Raw genomic sequence first — 20,657 nt, forward strand, 5'->3', positions numbered from 1 at the left:
CTTTTTAACTCAAGTAAAATCTTGACCTTGGCGTTGCTTGCTATTTATTAGAATGTTAGGCTGAGATTTTCTGACTAAACCACCTGTATCGGCTGTTACCCAAAAAAAGTTTGGCTATTACTCCGATTTTGATACTTAGATAGAAGAAGGAATTGGTGATGGCACGAAATAGGGCTTATCAAAAAGCAAAGCGGCGCATTGAAAAGGCACGGCGAGAGGGATCAATAAAACTCGATCTCAGCAACATGGAACTCACTGAAGTGCCAGAGGCGATCGCATCCCTGAACCAGTTGCAACAGCTTGACCTCTCCGGTAACGAACTGATGGAACTGCCAGAAGCAATCGCATCCCTCACACAATTGCAATTGCTTGATCTCAACGGCAATCAACTGATAGAACTGCCAGAGGCGATCGCATCCCTAACCCAGTTACAAACGCTTGACCTCTCCGACAATCAACTGACGGAATTGCCAAAGGCGATCTTATCCCTGACTCAGTTGCAAAATCTTGACCTTTTCTACAATCAACTGACCCAACTGCCAGAAGCAATCGCATCCCTGACTCAGTTGCAACAGCTTAACCTCGACAACAATCAACTGACCCAACTGCCAGAAGCAATCGCATCCCTGACTCAGTTGCAACAGCTTAACCTCGACAACAACCAACTGAGCCAACTGCCAGAAGCAATCGCATCCCTGACGCAGTTGCAAACGCTTTACCTTCGCAATAATAAACTGACGACATTACCAGAGGCGATCGCATCCCTCACGCAGTTGCAACAGCTTAATCTCTCTGACAATCAACTGACGACATTACCAGAGGCGATCGCATCCCTCACACAATTGCAATCGCTTAACCTCTACAACAACCAACTGAGCCAACTGCCAGAAGCGATCGCATCCCTGACGCAGTTGCAACAGCTTTACCTCTCCAACAACCAACTGAGCCAACTGCCAAAAGCGATCGCATCCTTGACCCAATTGCAAACGCTTGACCTCTCCAACAACCAACTGAGCCAACTGCCAGAGACGATCGCATCCTTGACCCAATTGCAAACGCTTGACCTCTCTAGAAACGAACTGACAACACTGCCAGAGGCTATCGGCTATCTGACCCAGTTGCAATCGCTTGACCTTTGGAACAATCAACTGATAGTACTACCAGAGGCGATCGGCTTTCTCACTCAGTTGCAACAGCTTGACCTCTCTAGCAACGAACTGACGGTACTGCCAGAGGCGATCGGTTTTCTCACTCAGTTGCAACAGCTTGACCTTTTCAACAACCAACTGACGGAACTGCCAGAATCAACCAAAAATCTAACGCAACTAACTGTACTGTCACTTTCTGGAAATGAATTTGTCTCGTTTCCAAACGTAATCACGAGCTTACAAAAATTGAGAGAGCTTTATGTGATCCACAATGAAATTGAGCAGCTTCCCAATGAATTTGGCAATTTGACACAGTTAATAAAACTTTACTTAGGAGGAAAGCAGATTTCCTCTAATGCGTTTTATGAAGACGTAGTTCCTGGAAATAATCTGACATCATTGCCTCACAGTTTTACTCAACTTGCTCAACTAGTTGAACTTAATCTTGACGAAAACCCTTTAAACCCTGAACTAGCAGCGGCATACGAGCAGGGACTCAACGCTGTTATGGCGTATCTTCGGGCAAAGGCAGAAGAACAGATAACTTTGAATGAAGCCAAGCTGATTCTGATTGGTGAAGGTGAAGTGGGCAAAAGTTGTTTATTGGGAGCATTGCGGGAGGATGAATGGGTTGACGGTCGTCCCACAACTCACGGGATTGAGATTAAGCCTGTAATCGTCATTGACCCCGACAGCGCCATAGAAATCACGTTGAATGGTTGGGATTTTGGCGGTCAACGTGTTTATCGACCGACGCACCAGTTGTTTTTCAGTGCGCCAGCCGTGTATCTGGTGATTTGGAAACCACGGGAAGGCCCCCAGCAGGGCTTTGTCAAAGAGTGGATTACGCTGATCAAAAATCGAGAACCGGATGCAAAGGTGTTAGTAGTTGCAACCCACGGCGGCCCCGGACAGCGACAACCAGATATTGACAGACAAGAAATTTTGGATCAATTCGGCAAAGATACAGTAATCGATTTCTTCCATGTAGACAGCAAACCCAACCAGGATACGACGGATTGCGCTGGTCTTGCAGAATTAAAAGATACTATTGCTCGTGTTGCTGCATCTCTTCCTGAAATGGGGCGTTCCGTTCCCGCAAAGTGGCAGCGTGTGCAGGAAACTTTACAAACAATTGACAAAGCCTATCTACCTTACGATGATGTTATTGCCATCTGCGCTAAAGAGGGAATTGATGAGGAGCAAGCAGAACTGTTCCTTCGCATCTCCCATATATTAGGACATTTCATCCATTATCATTACGACCCAACACTACGCGATATCATCATCCTCAAACCCGACTGGCTGGCAAAGGCAATCAGCTTCGTGCTGGATGATGAAACAACACGCAAACGCAACGGCTTAGTGGAATTTGAGCATCTCAGTCAGTTGTGGAGCCATCCGCCATTTGTAGGCGAAGAAGGCTATCCCTCAAAATTGCATCCAATCTTTCTGCGGCTGATGGAACGCTTTGATCTATCCTACAAAGTGGTTTTCGATCCGGCAGAAACTAGCAATACCAGCCTGATTGCTCAACTCGTTCCCGACACACGCCCAGAGCCGTTACCAAATTGGGGAGAGCAACCGGAAGCGGGAGATAGACAACAGGTGCAAATCTGCCGCATTGTGGACAGTCGCGGACAGTTTGCAGTCGCAGAAGGATTATTTTACCAGTTGATTGTCCGGTTGCACAAATACTCACTGGGGCGGACTAATTACGAAAACAGCATTCACTGGCAACGCGGCTTAATGCTTGACAATGATTACAACGGTCGGGCATTGCTGGAGTATATTGGCACCGATGTAAAAATTACAGTGCGGGCAGCTTATCCTGAAAGGTTTCTGTCCTATCTCACAGAAGAGATTAAATGGCTAGTCGAGAATTTCTGGGAAGGGTTGCGTTGTAATGTGATGGTTTCTTGTGTTGCACCTTGCGGCATGAATACACCTGGAAACGGACTGTTTGAGGTACAGAAACTAATTGAAAGCAAAAAGAAAAATCGCCATGAGTTCCCCTGTCCCATTTCCGGGTGTGGCGAATGGCAAAACATCGATCAATTGCTGAATAACGCGCCAACTGCTCAACCCCCATCCCAAGAAATTGGTATTGAGCAGTTCCGATACATTGTGAAAGACGAGTTAAACGTCATCCGCAAAGATTTGGTTATGTACGATCGCCTAGATCAAGCACGCTTTCAGGTATTATCTCAGGAGCAACGCACCATTTTAAGCCAGGTCGATCAGCAGTTTGCAGAACTAATGCAGATGCTCACTGATGAAGCAAAAGACGGCCCGCGCCTGTTTAGCTTTAAGCCAATCGATCCGAAATTTTTCGATCGCTCTAAATGGATTAGTGCCAAGTTTCAACTCACCCTTTGGTGCGAACACGCACGTCAACCACTTCCAGCCTTAAATCCCAACGACGAGAAAAAGGGAGTCTATGAATTAGACTTACCGCGTGAGTGGTTCACCAAGGCAGTCCCCTATCTCAGAATTTTGACCGGAACCCTGAGCCTAGTCTTACCTGTGGCAGGTTCGGCAACTAAATTTATACTGGATGATACCACCTACAAAGCCATTGAAGAACAACTCGATTTAGGACAGAAAAGCATCGAGTCTACTTTGAAGGGAAGTGATATGGCTTTGGCTGGAAAGTCCAAGAGCGATGCCTCATTCTTGGAAGGCGATGCAATCCGCGCTCAAGGCTCGATTTTGCGAGAATTACACGCCTTCTTGAAAGAAAAAGATCCTAGTTTTGGTGGTTTAGTGCGGGTGCAGAACAAGCGCCGTGAATTTCTCTGGGTTCATCCTCAATTTGTAGATGAATATTAATTGACAACGGATATTAGAGGATGTTTGAAAAGTGTTTAACTGTGATTTTAATCACCCCCCTTAGTCCCCCCGATGTATTGGGGGGGAAACAAGAAAAATCCGGTTCCCGCAGCCTTTACAAGGGGAGGGTTAGGGAGGGGTAAAAAAATATTTGATACATCAATCACGACTTTTCAAATATTCTCTTAGAGCTATTGCGTAATTTTTGATGATTCTACAGGAAACAGAGTAATGTTGAAGGTTTTTGCTGACCGAGGTGGTACATTCACAGATATTGTTGCTGTTACTAATAATCAAGCAATTATCGATAGACTTTCAAAACATCCCGAACGTTTTTTAATTGTGACTCTGCCTAATCAGCAATGGATTATAGTCTACAAACTACTTTCAGAAAATCCCGAACAATATGAAGATGCAGCCATCCAAGGTATTCGAGATATCATGGGTATTGCTAGCAACGAACTCATTCCTACTGAAGCCATAGAAGTAGTAAAAATGGGGACAACCATAGCAACAAATGCGCTGTTAGAAAGAAAGGGAGACAGGGTTGTTCTTCTAATCACCAAAGGGTTTAAAGATGCACTGCGAATTGGCTACCAAAACCGTCCTAACATCTTTGCCCGCCAGATAATTTTACCAACGATGCTTTATGAGCAAGTGATTGAGATAGATGAACGTTACGATGCTCACGGAAATGAATTAATACCTGTAAATATTCAACAAGTTAAAACTGACTTACAAGCAGTTTACCATACAGGAATTCGGAGTTGCGCTATTGTTTTTATGCACAGCGATCGCTATCCCAAACACGAACAAGAAATAGCCCAGCTTGCCCAAACAATCGGCTTTAATCAAATATCCGTATCCCATCAAGTTAGTCCCTTAATGAAGTTAGTTAGCCGAGGAGATACAACAGTAGTCGATGCTTATTTAACTCCTATTCTGCGTCGCTACGTTAACCAAGTAGCGAATCAGTTACCCAGCGTCAAATTAATGTTTATGAAATCTGATGGCGGTTTAGTCGCAGCCGAACAATTTCAAGGCAAAGATAGTATTTTAAGCGGCCCGGCTGGCGGTATTGTTGGCGCAGTTCAAACTAGTAAAAGGGCAGGTTTTGAGTTAGTTATTACCTTTGACATGGGAGGGACAAGTACAGATGTTGCTCACTTTAAAGGAGAGTATGAACGACAACTAGATTCAGAAATTGCTGGGGCGCGGATGCGAGTTCCTGTATTAGCAATTAATACCATTGCTGCTGGTGGTGGTTCAGTTCTCTTTTTTGATGGTTCTAGTTATCGTGTCGGCCCTAAATCTGCTGGTTCAAATCCTGGCCCTGCTTGTTATCGGCGTGGCGGGCCATTAGCGGTTACTGATGCCAATGTGATGTTAGGTAAAATTCATCCACAATATTTTCCTTCAGTTTTTGGCATTGATGGCAATTTACCTTTAGATAAAGATATTGTTATTCAAAAATTTACCCAATTAACCCAAGACATTCAAGCTGCTACATTAAATGATTGTACTCCCGAACAAGTAGCTGCTGGATTTATGGCGATCGCAGTGGAAAATATGGCGAATGCAATTAAAAAAATCAGTCTGCAACGGGGTTATGATGTCAGCCAATATGTGCTTTGTTGTTTTGGCGGTGCAGGTGGGCAAGTTGCTTGCTTAATTGCCGATACTTTAGGAATGAAACAGATATTTCTTCATCCTTATGCAGGAGTTCTCTCTGCTTATGGAATGGGATTAGCTGATGTGCGAGCAATCAGAGAAGGAGGAGTTGAACAACCTTTAACTCAAGCATTAATCCCTAAATTACAGCAGTTAATGGAATATTTAGAAACTCAAGCTAGAAGTGAAATAGATGAAATACCAATTCAAGTAGAAGTAATCCGAAAAGCTAACTTAAAATACGAAGGTACTAACTCTATCTTGACTGTTAATTTTGCCAATGATGTGGTAGATATGAGACAAGAATTTGAGAGTGAACATAAATTACGCTATGGTTTCATTCAATTAGATAAAAACTTAATTGTCGAATCTGCTTCAGTGGAAGTAATTCAGAAAATGGATACTCCTGAAGAACCTTTAATTATTCGTACTCGTTCTTTAGATGAAGCCCCCGTATGTGTTGAGACAATCAGGATGTTTACTGCTGATAGATGGCATAATGCTCCTGTTTATCGACGGGAAGATTTACAACCAGAAGATACTATTAATGGGCCTGCGATTATTGTCGAAAAAATTAGCACGATTGTAGTTGAACCTAATTGGAAAGCAATACTCACTGAACGCAATCATTTAATGTTATCTAGAAGGTAAGGAATGAGGGCGGCAAGTAAATCTAAAATAGGAATGATGCTATACTGCGATAAATTAGCATTTCAAAATTTTTGTATACATCCTCATAGCAAAAGTTGGTCAAATATTGATATTGATGAATAGTATATGAATTATAAACCGTACATTCCCATTCCTCTAGAACTAGAACCTTATCGGGACAGAATTGAAGCGACGATACGGCCTTTTATTGAAATCACAATTGAAAATAACGATCGGGTAGATTGGTGGCAAAGTAAATTTGGTGGTTTGCCTTATTTACCAAAAGGTTTTGATTATCCAAAAAGTTCCGAAGGTGACTATTTATTTTTTATTGCACAGATTAATTTTGCCGAAGTACCTCTATTGGAAGGTTTTCCAAATCAGGGTATTGTGCAGTTTTATATCAGTTATGAATTCCCGTATGGTTTGAACTATGGCAATCAAACAGACCAATCTGGATTTAGAGTTTTATATTTTCCAGAACTAGACTTGAATGTAGAAAATATAATCACAAACTTTGATTTTTTGCCTAAAAGAGAAACAAATCTTATTGATGGTTGTTGTAGTTTAAATTTTACTCAAAAATATGCATCAATAAGTCACAGTGGCATCAATGAAATTGTTGGGGATGATTATTTTGACCTATTAAATACGAATGAAGGAATATTGGACGAGTATATAAATCTATCATATTCTTGGCGTAGTAAGATAGGTGGTTATCCAGATTATGTTAGAACAAAATTAATGTATGGTGTTCATACAGAAGAAAACACGACAGAATTTTTGCGATATGCAATTGAGCAAGATACAGAAATTCTTTTGTTTCAAATGATTAGGGAATCTAATGAGGTGTTAAGTATTAACTGGATAGCCGATGTATGTAATTTTCACATTTTAAAAGATGACCTTAAAAAATTAGACTTTAGCGATATTATCTATGACTGGGAATGTTAAAAATATAAAGAATACATGGTAATATAGATCGCAATAAAGTTGATGTCTGCGGTAAAGTTTCCGCAATATTTCATGCTAATTCAAGTTTTGTATCTAGAGAGCCAAGTAGCTCTGCTCAAGGAGGATGGCTGGTGTTAATAGTTCCAGCCATGAACGGTTAGATGTTGAGGCTACGCTAACCGAAGTTAAAAGGCTCCAATTTGACCGCGCACATCGTGACGCCTCTGGATTATTCTATATCGAAGGTGTGCGTAACTTTGTAAAGGTAATTGACAACAGTTTTGATATTTCAGCGATCGCATTTAGTGAGAAACTGCTCACAGCACCTCTAGCACGGAAACTAGTTCGGCAATCTCGGCGTTCTGGTGTTCCTTGTATCAGCCTGACACCCGAACAGTTTCGACGTATTTCTCAGAGCGAACGCGCTTCTGGAGTTGGTGCAATTGTTCGTCAGCGCTGGTTCAAGCTCCGTGATATCTCGCCACAACCTAATTTGTGCTGGGTGGCTCTTGAAACTGTTCGCTCACCAGGAAACCTCGGAACCTTGATTCGCACATCAGAAGCAGTTGGCGGTGCTGGGTTTATTTTTATCAAAGATAGCGTAGATCCCTATGCTCCCGATGTTATTCGCGCATCTATGGGTTCGCTTTTTAACCAAAAGTTTGTACGTACAAGCTTTTCTGCGCTCCGTCACTGGGTACAGAACCACCGCTGTCTTGTTATTGGTGCTTCACCAGATGGAATGTCTGAATTTCATCAATTTAATTACCCCAATTCTACTCTTCTTTTCCTGGGTGAGGAGCGCCAAGGTCTAACCCCAGAACAGCGAGACTTATGCCAGCATCTTGTTCGGATTCCGATGGTAGGTGCGGTTGACTCTCTCAATCTTGCTGTAGCAGGTAGCCTCTTAATGTATGAGGTTTATAGGTCGAGAACATAATGTGTGAAGTGACACCCAACATCAATTAAGTTTTGTGTTGGGTTGCACTTTGCTTAACTCAACTTACATCAACGTGAGTTCGACAGACTTCTCCCGGACAGCCTCCCTCTTCTAAAAGGCGAACGCGGGTGCGTCTGGGTAAGGAGAGGGAGGAGTAACCAGTAAGGAGGGTTTTTGCTCCCCTCTCCTGGTAGGAGAGGGGCTGGGGGAGAGGTCAAAATAGCACTCGTCGAACTCACGTTAATTCATTGAATTTCAACAAATAGGAATTAAAAATGCACATAACATCTCAACCCGATCCAGTTCGCTTAGAGATCTTTAAAAATCTCTATCAATTTATCGCCGAACAAATGGGAATTGTGTTGCAAAATACCGCCACATCAGTGAATATTAAAGAAAGGCTGGATTTCTCCTGCGCAATTTTTGACTCATTGGGATTATTAGTAGCAAATGCCCCCCATATTCCTGTACATTTAGGTTCAATGAGTGAAAGTGTTCGTAGTTTAATTAACGATAAAGGCGACACCCTAAAACCGGGAAATGTTTATCTATCTAATAACCCCTATAACGGCGGAACCCACCTTCCTGATGTAACTGCAATTACCCCTGTTTTTTTAGAAAGTAGTGAAAATACTTTATTCCCTACCCCCCTATTTTTTGTTGCTTCTCGCGGACATCAAGCAGATATTGGTGGAATTACTCCCGGTTCTATGCCTCCACACAGTACCACAGTAGAAGAAGAAGGAATTCTTTTTGATAATTTTCTTTTAGTTGAAGAGGGAAGTTTTCGAGAAACCGCAGTCAGACAGCACCTTGCAAATCATACTTATCCTGCTCGTAACCCCGATCAAAATATCGCTGATTTTAAAGCTCAAATTGCTGCAAATGAACGGGGAGTTCAAGAACTTTGTAAAATGGTTTTACAATACGGGATTGATACTGTTCAGGCTTATATGACATTTGTGCAAGCTAATGCTGAAGAGTCTGTTAGGCGTGCGATCGCAGTTCTCAAGGATGGCTCATTTACTTATAAAATGGATGATGGAGCGCAAATTAAAGTTAAAGTAACTATCCACCCAGAAAACCGCAGTGCTACCATCGATTTTACCGGAACTTCTTGGCAAATAAATAGTAATTTTAATGCTCCTAAAGCTGTAACTCAAGCAGCAGTCTTATATGTCTTTCGTACTTTAGTTGATGATAATATTCCTCTCAATGCCGGGTGTCTTAATCCTTTAGAAATTATTATCCCGGTTGGCTGTATGCTCAACCCAACCTATCCAGCCGCAGTAGTCGCGGGTAATGTCGAAACTTCTCAAACTATTGTGGATGCTTTATATGGTGCTTTGGGTGTTATGGCTGCTTCTCAAGGAACGATGAATAATTTTACTTTTGGTAATGAGCAATATCAATATTATGAAACTATCTGCGGCGGCTCTGGCGCGGGGATTAATTTTGATGGCACTGATGGTGTTCATTCTCACATGACTAACTCTCGTTTGACCGATCCAGAAGTTCTAGAAACTCGTTATCCTGTACTTTTAGAAAGCTTTAGTCTTCGTCCCGATAGCGGTGGCAAAGGAAAATATTCGGGTGGTAATGGAGTTGTCCGCCGCATTCGATTTCTTGAGCCGATGACAGCTAATATTCTCTCTGGTCATCGAGTTATTCCCCCCTTTGGATTAAATGATGGGGAGGCAGGAAAAGTAGGACGAAACTGGATACAACGTCAGAATGGAATTGAAGAGAATTTAGACAGCACAGCAACAGTAGAAATGAAAACTGGGGATGTTTTTGTAATAGAAACTCCTGGCGGTGGTGGATTTGGTAAAATCTCTTAGTTAGTATTATTTGAGATTCTCGAAACAAGGTTTTAGGAAGTAATCTAAAATCCAAAATCTAAAATCCAAAATTGCTATAAGTTGGCTTCAACTTCCCCAGAAAATTGAGCATAGCTGAAACTACAGCATCCGGCGACTCAATCAAGAAGCCGTGACCACCACGTTCGATGACTACAAGTTCAGCATTGGGAATACCTTGAACAAGTTGTTGAGAAAACTTTAGCGGAGTGAGAATATCTTGTTTACCAACCATAACTAAGGTAGGACAATGAATTTCTTGGAGGCGGTCTATTGTGTCACTGTTAAGGATGGCTTGGCTGTGATGATAAAGTGAATGAGTTGCAGGCGGGAAAGGATATCTGATCGCAAATTCAATCAGACCTTCGATCGTGTCAGGAATTGAGTAGAAGGCATCTGTAAATATCCAGGGCAATATGACTTTTTCATAAAGTTTTAGGTCTACATGACTAGGAAGTTCGCCCCAAGTCTCAATGATGCTGTTGAATAATGCATCACCTTTTGCCAAAGATGAGAGTAGCATCAGACTTTTTACCTTTTTAGGGTGTGCTAACACTAGCTCTTGAGCTATCTGACTACCCATTGAATGACCTGCCAAATGCACCCAATCGATGCCGATGCGATCGAGCAATGCTGCAACGTCACCAGCCATCTGCTTCAGACTATAGGGGTTTTTGGGAGCAGAACTTCTCCCCATACCTCGGTTATCCAAGCGAATGACTTGATACTGCGAAACCAGCGATGGCATAATCAGCGACCAATAGGCATGATCGCAAAGAAAGCCAGCTATTAATAGCAAAGGCTCACCCGTTCCCTTAATGTCGTAGAACAAATCAATCCCGTTAATCTGAACCTTGGGCATAGTAAATAATTCTGCTAAACCTTATTTTTAGTAGGGATAGACAAAACTAAACTCCTACATTTTAAATTTCTCGTCCACCGGAATCTGATAGCCATTGGCGAGGCGATTGGTCATATTAGCAGTAGCTGCGATCGCCATTAGTTCCCCGAACATAGTATCATTCATACCCTTGGCACGCGCTGCCGCCGTGTGCGAGGCGATGCAATACTCACAGCCATTCGTTGCACTCACAGCAATGTAAATCAGTTCGCGCATCAGTGGATCGATCTCACCAGGGCTAACCATCACTTCCTTTAACGCTTGCCACGTTCGTTGCAGGGTGGGAGGATGGTTGGCTATGGCTTTCCAAAAGTTATTGATGTAGTCATTTTGACGTGTAACGCGGATGTCGTCATACACTGCACGTACTTCGTCGCTGGCTTCTTCGTATTCGATCAGCTTAGTCATGTTTTAATTCCATATAGTTTCCCCAGCGAGTGGGAACCCCTAGATTGTAATACTGAATTTGGCTCAAGTAGCAAATAAAAAAGGGGGTGAATGTTTTAATTCACCCCTTTTTTCAGTCATCAGGAAGGTAAAGAATACTTATCCAACCCGTATTAGTGTTATTCCAATCTAAAGAATTATTCTTTTAAACGAGGTATATTTGGTCTGACAAAGGTAGCTGAGGAATTAGCACTTCGAGCATTAGTGCTTGAAGAAGCAGTAGTTGGCGAACTGAGATTCAAGAAATCGATGAGTTTGAGAGTACGATTACGAATTTTCCAGCGTCCATTTCTGTTAACGACTTGATCTTCATAAGTGCCATTAGCTACATCAATGCTGGTTTCCGAGCGTTTGTGAGTCGCATGGAGATAAGAAGTCATCGTTGCTTGATTATTTTGAATTGAAATGTTTATCGTACCCATCAAGTGTTGAGTAGCTGTATAACCATTTCCTTGGAATACTGAATAGACAAAATCTGCCCAAGAATCTGTCCCATAATTTGTTTGAGTTGCCCCATCAGGAAAAATGGCGGTGAGGACTGAATCTTGAGTAAAACAATCCCGATAAATATTCTTTCCTTCTTGGAGATTTCCTCTACCAATAGCGTCAGTTCCCAGGGCGTAACAGGATGTTAATTTTTGAATTTCTAATTCTGCATTAGGTTGAGTTGCACTTGCTACCTCAAACTTACCTCCAACAAACAGCACAAGAGTAACTGCAAGCGCAATCAAAGTTATACGATTTAACAAAAACGAAATAGCTTTTGAAACTATTCCCCCATTTTCTCTTCTTTTTTCCACAAGATGACTCCCTTAATTATTTACGATTTTTGCATCTTGTATTTGACTACAAACTAAAGTTTGGGCTAACAATTTTAGCCCATCAAAACTGCCTAATATGCTTGTAGACTTCACTAGTAATTGACTTTTATATCTGCTAGAAAATCTTTTTTCTAGTAAATGATAAAGCTAGTACATACAAGAGTTGATGTATACAATTAGTTATAACAGTTAATTAGTAAGTTACAAGTGTTAATTGTGACTTACTATGTGTTGATTTGATTAAGTAATAAAGTAACTACTTACATACAAGACTTACGCAACCCTCACCCTTGAGGAACAGTAAATTTATCGAAAATTCACTTGCTCAAAATTGACAATGCAGATATAAACCAATTTAATCAAGAATACTGCAAACCGTTCGCACCCATACCAAAAGTTGAGGAACAAAACCCAACACATACCAATACTGCACGCTTTGTGCATTCTTAACTCGGAATTGGGTTTGGGGAAAAGGTTAAAGGGTAAAGGTTAAAGGTTTTTTCTTTCCCCTTTCCCCCTTAACCGACAAGTATTGCAACACATACTCTCTATTAACACTAACTAGATTGATGAAGCGAATGTGAGGTGGTTTTTTAAGCACCTCATAACCTATATTTAGAGCGATCGAGAGTGTTAAGCTAAAACTATCAAAAGTTTCTTATTCTCCCAAAATTGGAATAGAAATTATAAATTGTGTTCCTTCTCCCAAGACTGATTCACAAATTAAATTTCCACCATGATTTTCAACTATAATTTGCCGACTAATAGATAATCCTAATCCCGTACCTTTTCCGACACCTTTGGTAGTAAATAGGTTTTCAAAAATGCGTTCTTTAACTGCTTCAGGCATTCCTTTAGCATTATCTTGAATCTTAATTACCACCTTGTCAGTATCTACTTGTAGATAAGTCTCAATAGTAATAATATTAGGATACTTTTCTTGAATTTCTAAAAAATCACGACCGATGTTTGCTTCTTCTAAAGCATCAATTGCATTTGCAAGAATATTCATAAACACTTGATTCAATTGTCCCAAATAGCATTTTACTGATGGAATATCTGCATAGTGCTTAATAATCTTAATTGCTGGACGATTACGATCGGCTTTCAGACGATGTTGTAAAATCATCAAAGTACTATCAATACCTTCATGGATGTTAGCTAATACTTTAGAGGTAGTATCACCACGAGAAAAAGTACGGAGAGAGGTACTAATATTACGAATGCGCTGTGTCCCTACTGTCATCCCATCAATCATTTTTGGTAAATCTTTTAACAGGAAATCTATATCTATCTCTTCGGCTTTTTCTTCAATTTCAGCACCAGGATTGGGGAATTTTTCTCGGTACAGTTGCAGATAGTCTATTAAATCTTTAACAATATCTTTTGCTTGGGTAATACTACCTGTAATAAAACCAATAGGGTTATTTATTTCGTGTGCTACGCCTGCAACTAAATTACCCAGAGAAGACATTTTTTCACTTTGGATAAGTTGTAGTTGTGCCTCTTGTAAATCTTTTATCGATTGTTCTAATTCTTTAGATTTTTCTTGTGCTCTTGCGTACAAACTGGCATTTTCTATGGCAATAGCCATTTGAGAAACTAAGACTTTTAATACTTCTACCCTTTCTAGAACAAAAGCTCCTGATGATAACTGGTTTTCTAAATAAATAATACCAGTTAGCTGTGATTGGTACATAATCGGCAAACAAAAGATTGATTTTGTTTGAGATTTTTGGATATAGATATCAAAATTAAAAGGTTCCGTATTTATCGCATCATTTAATACAATATATTGCTGAGTTCGGAGAACATAATTAATTACAGACAGCGGTAAATCTTGATAGGTTTCAACCGGAATAGAACGTAAAACCGTCACTACATCGTCAGTAGCATTTCCAGAAGCTTCAATATACAGGTGATTATCTTTAAGTAGGAGTAGTGCTGCTTTTTGTGCGGCAGCATTTTCTAGTAAAATTTGGATCAGCTTACCCAATAAATTTTCTAAAACAATTTCATTAGTAATCGCTTGTGAAAACTTGATGAATGCATTAAAATCTAGAAAATCGCTTAAGCTGCTATTGGTAGTAGTGTTAGTGGTAATATGAGTTGTATCAAGTTTTGAACTAGTGTTTTCTATACTAATAGTTTGTCCTACTAGAAAAACATACTTTGATTCTAAGTGTTTAACTTTAGCGATCGCACCCCAACGAATATAGGCATAATAAGCTTTAGTTATATAAGTTTGATGAATTAATTCTTTACCTAAAGATTGATAGAATTTTCCTGCTAACTCATAGGCTAAAGCTTCTTCTTGGAGAAAACCGTTTGCTTGAGATTTGGCAATCGAGTTTTCATAATAGTCCATTGCTTCTAGCTTTTGACCCAAAACCTGATACCGTTCTGCCTCCACGAGATAAAATCTATGTAAGTGATTTGTAGGAGCATGAGTAGCCCAGAGCTCCATCTTTTGCTGATTAGCTTGGACTTTTTCTAGAATTGCTTGCTTCTCAGACTCTTTAGCAGTATGATATATTGCCAAGTGAGCTAAAGAATCGTAGAAATAAAACACTGGGACAACAAACAACCCTGTAACACCACCTAAAGAGTTTTCTGCGATCGCAGCATTTTCTACAGCTTTAAAATACTCCCCAAATATGTAAGAGAGCATTAGCTTATTAACAAATAAATGGTTAATTGTGTAAAGGTCATTTACTTGCTGATGAATTGGCAGCATACTTTGCTCATCGTAAGCTTCTCCAATTAAACAGTCGACATTTTCAAAACTTCCTTTCAAGTTCAGAACTGTTTGCAAATACACTGAGTTCCAAGTGAAAGCTACTTGTTGCTTGATTTTTTTCAGCGACTCACAATAAGCTATCAGTTCTTTTTCTAGAACCCAAAGTTCCTTACCCAGCCAAAATGAATGATAGGGATAAATATAACCACAATAACCAGCATATTCTAAATCTCCAGTCTCCAGACCACTAGAATATCCTGACATTGATGATGTTAATGTCTCTCTAATATGCTCTTTCCAATGCATAACATGGGCACTAACAACCGTCAGAATCTTAGCCTTGAGTTCTTCAGCATTAAATTGTGACACTAGACGTGAAGCTAATTTCCCAAATTTATAGCCAGAATCAATTTCTCCTTGAACTCCACAAAGAAGTAATCCATAAAGACTATAACCATAAGCAGATACAGCTGTATTTCCATAGCTTAAGGATAAATTGACCATTTTACAGACAATAATTGGCATCATTGCCGGAGCAGTTTGAAAAGCCGCAGGGAGAACTCCCATTAAGATTCTCATAGCTGCAATCTTGTTAGGATCGGTCATTAATGGTAAGTTAATTAAATCTGCAATGGCTTTCCCTTTCAAAGAAACAGCAATTTCATCCATTCCCTGTTGAATATCAGTTGATGTCGGTTCGTCTGGAAAACTTATTCCTAACAATTGCAGAATTGATACTGCGGTTTGAATAGCTTTCAATTGCTTGCTTTGAATGATACAAGCGATAATCTGTACTTCATAAACTTTAACTTTATCTAAAAGAGTTTTTGCTTCTTGCTGCACTACCTCAGCCCATTTTTGCATCTGCTCAAAATCACCACCCAGATAGGCTGCTTCTGCGGCTCCTTCATATAAACCGATGGTTAAGGTATATTCCGTTTGCCAAGCGTCTATATTTAACAGTTCTATCCCATTTGTGAAATATTTAAGAGCAGCTTCGTAAGCTGTAGAAGCTTTAGCTTTTCGTCCTGCAATTAAATTTAATCGTGCCAATTCAGTTTTTTCAGATTGCTCTATCAGGTTAACAATACCTACATTCAACTGATTGACAATATCAAAAATATTAGCTTCTATTTCCTCTTTAGGTATATTTTGGAGAAGCAATTGCCCAATTCTTAGGTGAGTAGATTTCTTGAGTTCTTGTGGAATTAAGGAATATGCTGCTTGTTGTACTCTATCATGCAAGAATTTGTAACCCACCCGTGAAGTGTCAAAATTTAAATGTACCGCTTCTTCTTGATTAAAAACTAAAGGGATGCGGTAAGCTTCACTTAAAGGCAGAATTAATCCCGCTTGCAAAGCTGAGTGTAAATCATTTGCTGTCAAAGAAGCTGATTTTTCATTGACTATCGATAAAACATCCAGACTAAATCTGTCGCCTACACAAGCTGCTAATTTTAAAACATCTTGGGTGGATTTTGGTAATTTTTCAACTCGGCTGGCAACTAACTCAACTACATTTTTATCGGTAATTCCAACTGCTTGAATATCCTCTAGACTCCATTGCCATTTAGCATTAGTAAAGTCAAATTTTAACAGTCTCTCTTGATAAAGTGCCTGAATTAGTTGCGTTATGAAAAATGGGTTTCCACCTGTTTTGTTACAAATTAAATCAGCTAGTTTAATAATTTCTTTTTTAAAAATTTCTGTTTCTTTATCCTGCTTAACCTCTATTTCTTGAATAGTTTCGGCAACTAGTTGAGTTACATTGTCTAAATTTAAAGGTTGCAATACAATATTATTAACAACAGTGCCGCTATTTTTAATTTCTTCTATCTTTTGGATTAAAGGATGTGCTGAACTAACTTCATTATCCCTGTATGCCCCAATAAATAAAAAATATTTGCTGTCTATATCAGTTATGAGCAGTTGAATTAGATTTAAAGTAGCTGAATCTGCCCATTGTAAATCATCTAAAAATAGAACTAATGGGTGCTCTTTTTGAGTAAAAACTTGGATAAATTCTTTAAAAACATGATTGAAACGATTTTGTGATTCTGTTGCCCCAATTTGGGCAACTTCCGGCTGTGTCCCGATGATTAATTCTACTTCTGGAATTACGTCAGTAATAACTTTTCCATTTGTCCCTAAAGCTGATAAAATTTTATTACGCCATATTTCTATTTTTTCATTATTCTCGGTCAGCAAATACCGCATTAAATATGCAAAGGCTTGAATTAAAGAAGCATAAGGTATATTGCGTTTTAACTGATCGAATTTCCCAGAGATAAAGTACCCTTGTCTGCGAGTAATTGGTTTATTAACTTCGTTGACTAGAACTGATTTGCCAATTCCAGAATAACCAGAAACTAGCATCATTTCACTACTTCCAGATGTAACTCGCTCAAATGCAGCTAAAAGTTCATTAACTTGTTCTTGACGACCATATAATTTTTGGGGGATTAATAACTGGCTCAATATATCCAAACGACCTGGCACAAAATCAGTGATGATTCCCTTTGTTTCTAACTGCTTGAGACATGATTCTAAATCTGCTAATAATCCTGTAGCACTTTGATATCTGTCTTCCGCATTTTTTGCCATCAACTTCATCACAATTTCAGAGATAGCAGTAGGAATTTGTGAATTTAATGATTGCGGGTTTCTCGCTTTAACTGCAATGTGACTATAAACTACTTCTAGGGGATCTTGGCTAACAAATGGTGTTTTCTCGGTGAGCATTTCATATAAAGTCACACCAAGGGAATAAAAGTCAGTACGATAATCAAGAATGCGATTCATTCTCCCAGTTTGTTCAGGAGACATATAGGCAAGTGTGCCTTCAACGCAGTTAGGGTTATTAAATTGGGGATTTTCTTTATTGAGACGGGAGGCTATACCAAAGTCAGCGAGTTTAACAATACCTGTTTGGGAGTTAATTATGATATTATTAGGTTTGATATCTTTATGAATAATCTGATTATTATGCAAATAATCTAAAGCTTTAGTCAGTTGAATAGCAATCTTTAAATGGTTAATTAAGTCAAGCTTTTTTATTTGGAGCAGTTGAGATAAAGACTGACCACCAAAGTCTTCTAACAATAATCCCACACGGTTTTCAAAGGTTTCAAGACTGATAGCTTTAATTATATTTGGATGGTCTAAACCTTGCTGAATTTGATACTCATTTTTAAGGCGAGTAAAGGCTTCAAGGGTCGGATATTCATTTTTAAGCAGCTTGAGGATAACTCGCTGTTGCGTCTTTGGAGTTTGTGCTTGATAAATAATTGTTTGGATTCCTTCGTGGAGAGTGGAGTTAATTTGGTATCCAGTACGATTTGGCATTGATTTTTGCCTATAAAGTTATAAAATTAGCATCATCCCTGTTCTATTGTGAAAGGGGTTCTAGTTTAATTATTCCCAGTACGTAGAAAATTATTAACATTGCGCTTCGGTATCCAAGGGTTGTAAATCAAAAAGTGATTATTTCCTGGTCACGGAAACTAGCGGCTAAAATCTGACTGTAACTTTTACGCCAACCGCAGATAAGGACACTTCTGTAAAAATCCAGATGCCTTATTATGGGCATCTAAATTATGAGTATGCGTTGGTGTAGGTCGAATAATGCCAGCAAATAGGTCATCCAACCCGTAAGGTGTAAAAAATTGCCATTGTTTTTGAGCATTTAGTCGAACTCCTACAGCGGTAGCGGTGTGTAGCCAATCTGTGATGCCATCCTCTGTACTAGTATAAAGTTTGCTACCAAGACGCCAACGAGCAAAACTGGCTTGATTTTTGACATCAAACTCGTCATCAGGAAATTGTTCTGTGAGAGTCGCTTTTGCTGCTAGTTCTTGGGAACGGTTCCCCTCCATATCAAAGAATGCAATATCAAAATCTTTAATACCTAACCCACAGTCATTGCCAAAAATTGAAGACCAAACGGTGTTTCGGACTGCACCCCCGGCTAACCACCAGTTAGGTAGATTTAGTTGAGCGATCGCAGGTAATACTGTATTAATACGTGTATCAGCTAAAATCATCTGTAGGCGAGTGTTACTATTCATATCAAATTCCTGGGATTGTCAAGTAGAAGATGAAAATATTATCATTCGCATTTCATTAAATTTACGGTATTGATAGTCCTGTTGTGACACTTTGCAGGCCAATGTTTATCAGGATAACTTCTGTAGTCATAGTATAAAGAAAACAGGTTGAACAAAAGGTTAAATTGTGAATTTAGAATTTAGAATTTTTCTTTATGGAAGATTTATTTGCGCGACCAGAACGCACACTCAATCCTGAACTGCCTTCCTTAACAGAGTCACAACAAAAACTCCTCCAAGAACTCAGTATTGATGAAAATCAACCCGGTACGATTCTGCATGACTTTCAAACTCTGATAGATTTCTTACAACCAAATGGAGTGGAAGTTAGTAGTATTAATAATCTTCTACCGCTAAAAGTCCTATCAGAAGTTAATTCCCAGTTAAGTTACCCAATTGAAACTAAACTCAAACGCCCCGTACAGAAATCATACCCCTACATTAATGGACTATATCTGTTATTACGCAGTTCTGGAATAGCCCAAATTAAATCCCAAGGAAAGAAGCAGGTTTTAGCTTTAGACGCCGCAACTTTACAATCATGGTCAAGCCTCAATTTAACAGAACGCTATTTCAATTTATTAGAAGCTTGATTGATTTGGGGAAATAATGAAGTTTTGGGCGCATCATAAAAATTGGTCATGCTTATATGGAAATACACCCATTTGCAGACCAAGTGCAGGTTGGTGATTTGTCTCTAGAACCAGGTGGTAAAATGACCTATCTTTATGATTTTGGTGACAACTGGAAATTTGATGTGCAGTTAGAAGCAATTAATCCACCTGATAATAAAATCAAAAAACCGAAGATTTTAGAAGTTTGCAAAAATGCACCTCAACAATATTGGAGTGAGGATGATGAATCGGATGAAGATGAAGGATGAAAAGGATTTAGGAAAGTGCAGAGAATGAAAATATATTCATGTCCAGATGTCTTATAGGACTCCGATGTGATTTTTGAAAATATACTGAGGCTGAAAAACCCGTTCTTTTAGGGTTTTATCTAAAATCTTGTTCAGAAATCAGATAGGAGTCCTATATATTTTTGTTTAATAAAACCTGCTTTCATATTAAAGTAGTTTTAGTTACAATAAAGCAATACAAATTGTTAGGAGGTAAAACCTGTGAATCTTCCATATACTGGAGGTTGTCAATGTGGACAGATTCGTTATGAAATTCATGCCCAACCTTTAACACTTTATCTATGTCACTGTAAGGAGTGTCAAAAACAATCGTCTAGTGCTTTTGGAATGTCTCTTACAGTATTACGAGATGCTGTTGTAATTGTTCAGGGAAAACCGAAAGCTTGGACTCGGAAAAATGATAGCGGGCGTGAAGTAAATAACCTGTTTTGTGGCGACTGCGGAACGCGATTGTTTCACGAAAGGACTTACAATGCAAATACTATCAATGTCAAAGCTGGAACCTTAGATGATACAAGTTGGTTGCGCCCAGTGGGTAACATTTGGACACGCAGTGCCCAGTCATGGGTGATAATTTCAGACCAATTGCTCAACTATGACGGGCAACCAGAGGATACGCAGGCTTTATGGGAAAAATGGAAACAACAACATCCATAATTGCAAAA

General features: G+C 39.5%; 13 protein-coding genes. 8 read left to right on the forward strand and 5 right to left on the reverse strand.

The window, feature by feature from the left end:
* Positions 1-158: 158 nt before the first annotated feature.
* From ACR5KR_RS17745 to ACR5KR_RS17765, 5 genes are all read left to right on the forward strand, one after another.
* Positions 159-3,980, forward strand: a complete 3,822-nt coding sequence (locus ACR5KR_RS17745; RefSeq protein ID WP_448267380.1) for a leucine-rich repeat domain-containing protein — start codon at positions 159-161, stop codon at positions 3,978-3,980.
* A gap of 231 nt (positions 3,981-4,211) precedes the next feature.
* Positions 4,212-6,302: a hydantoinase/oxoprolinase family protein gene (locus tag ACR5KR_RS17750; RefSeq protein WP_448267381.1), complete on the forward strand. Its 2,091-nt coding sequence runs from the start codon at positions 4,212-4,214 to the stop codon at positions 6,300-6,302.
* A 126-nt stretch (positions 6,303-6,428) separates the two neighbouring features.
* Positions 6,429-7,256, forward strand: coding sequence for a YwqG family protein (locus tag ACR5KR_RS17755; protein ID WP_448267382.1), 828 nt, complete (start codon positions 6,429-6,431; stop codon positions 7,254-7,256).
* A 124-nt stretch (positions 7,257-7,380) separates the two neighbouring features.
* Positions 7,381-8,196 (forward strand): TrmH family RNA methyltransferase, encoded by an 816-nt coding sequence (locus ACR5KR_RS17760; RefSeq protein ID WP_448267383.1) that lies wholly within the window; start codon positions 7,381-7,383, stop codon positions 8,194-8,196.
* A gap of 275 nt (positions 8,197-8,471) precedes the next feature.
* Positions 8,472-10,037 (forward strand): hydantoinase B/oxoprolinase family protein, encoded by a 1,566-nt coding sequence (locus ACR5KR_RS17765; protein WP_448267385.1) that lies wholly within the window; start codon positions 8,472-8,474, stop codon positions 10,035-10,037.
* A gap of 58 nt (positions 10,038-10,095) precedes the next feature.
* Here the strand turns inward: ACR5KR_RS17765 and ACR5KR_RS17770 are convergent, their stop codons facing one another.
* The 5 genes from ACR5KR_RS17770 to ACR5KR_RS17790 all read right to left on the reverse strand — a co-directional run bounded on the left by ACR5KR_RS17770 (position 10,096) and on the right by ACR5KR_RS17790 (position 19,031).
* Entirely contained in the window at positions 10,096-10,917 is an 822-nt protein-coding gene (locus ACR5KR_RS17770; RefSeq protein ID WP_448267386.1) for an alpha/beta fold hydrolase, read from the reverse strand.
* 54 nt (positions 10,918-10,971) lie between these two features.
* A complete protein-coding gene (locus tag ACR5KR_RS17775) occupies positions 10,972-11,364 on the reverse strand; it encodes a carboxymuconolactone decarboxylase family protein (RefSeq protein WP_448267387.1) in 393 nt (130 codons plus the stop codon).
* A 176-nt stretch (positions 11,365-11,540) separates the two neighbouring features.
* Positions 11,541-12,203 (reverse strand): nuclear transport factor 2 family protein, encoded by a 663-nt coding sequence (locus tag ACR5KR_RS17780; RefSeq protein WP_448267388.1) that lies wholly within the window; start codon positions 12,201-12,203, stop codon positions 11,541-11,543.
* Positions 12,204-12,882: 679 nt separating this feature from the next.
* Positions 12,883-18,309, reverse strand: a complete 5,427-nt coding sequence (locus tag ACR5KR_RS17785) for a trifunctional serine/threonine-protein kinase/ATP-binding protein/sensor histidine kinase (protein WP_448267389.1) — start codon at positions 18,307-18,309, stop codon at positions 12,883-12,885.
* Positions 18,310-18,494: 185 nt separating this feature from the next.
* Positions 18,495-19,031, reverse strand: a complete 537-nt coding sequence (locus ACR5KR_RS17790) for a nucleotidyltransferase family protein (protein WP_448267390.1) — start codon at positions 19,029-19,031, stop codon at positions 18,495-18,497.
* Between the two features lie 194 nt (positions 19,032-19,225).
* Between ACR5KR_RS17790 and ACR5KR_RS17795 the strand changes: the two genes are divergently transcribed.
* From ACR5KR_RS17795 to ACR5KR_RS17805, 3 genes are all read left to right on the forward strand, one after another.
* The gene (locus ACR5KR_RS17795) at positions 19,226-19,663 is read left to right on the forward strand and encodes a hypothetical protein (RefSeq protein ID WP_448267391.1); all 438 of its coding nucleotides are present in this window, start codon (positions 19,226-19,228) and stop codon (positions 19,661-19,663) included.
* Between the two features lie 56 nt (positions 19,664-19,719).
* Positions 19,720-19,953, forward strand: coding sequence for an IS1096 element passenger TnpR family protein (locus tag ACR5KR_RS17800; RefSeq protein WP_448267392.1), 234 nt, complete (start codon positions 19,720-19,722; stop codon positions 19,951-19,953).
* 240 nt (positions 19,954-20,193) lie between these two features.
* On the forward strand, positions 20,194-20,649 hold the full coding sequence (locus ACR5KR_RS17805; protein ID WP_445631206.1) for a GFA family protein: 456 nt from the start codon (positions 20,194-20,196) through the stop codon (positions 20,647-20,649).
* Positions 20,650-20,657: the final 8 nt, after the last annotated feature.

This window comes from Nostoc sp. DSM 114159 (assembly GCF_053470285.1).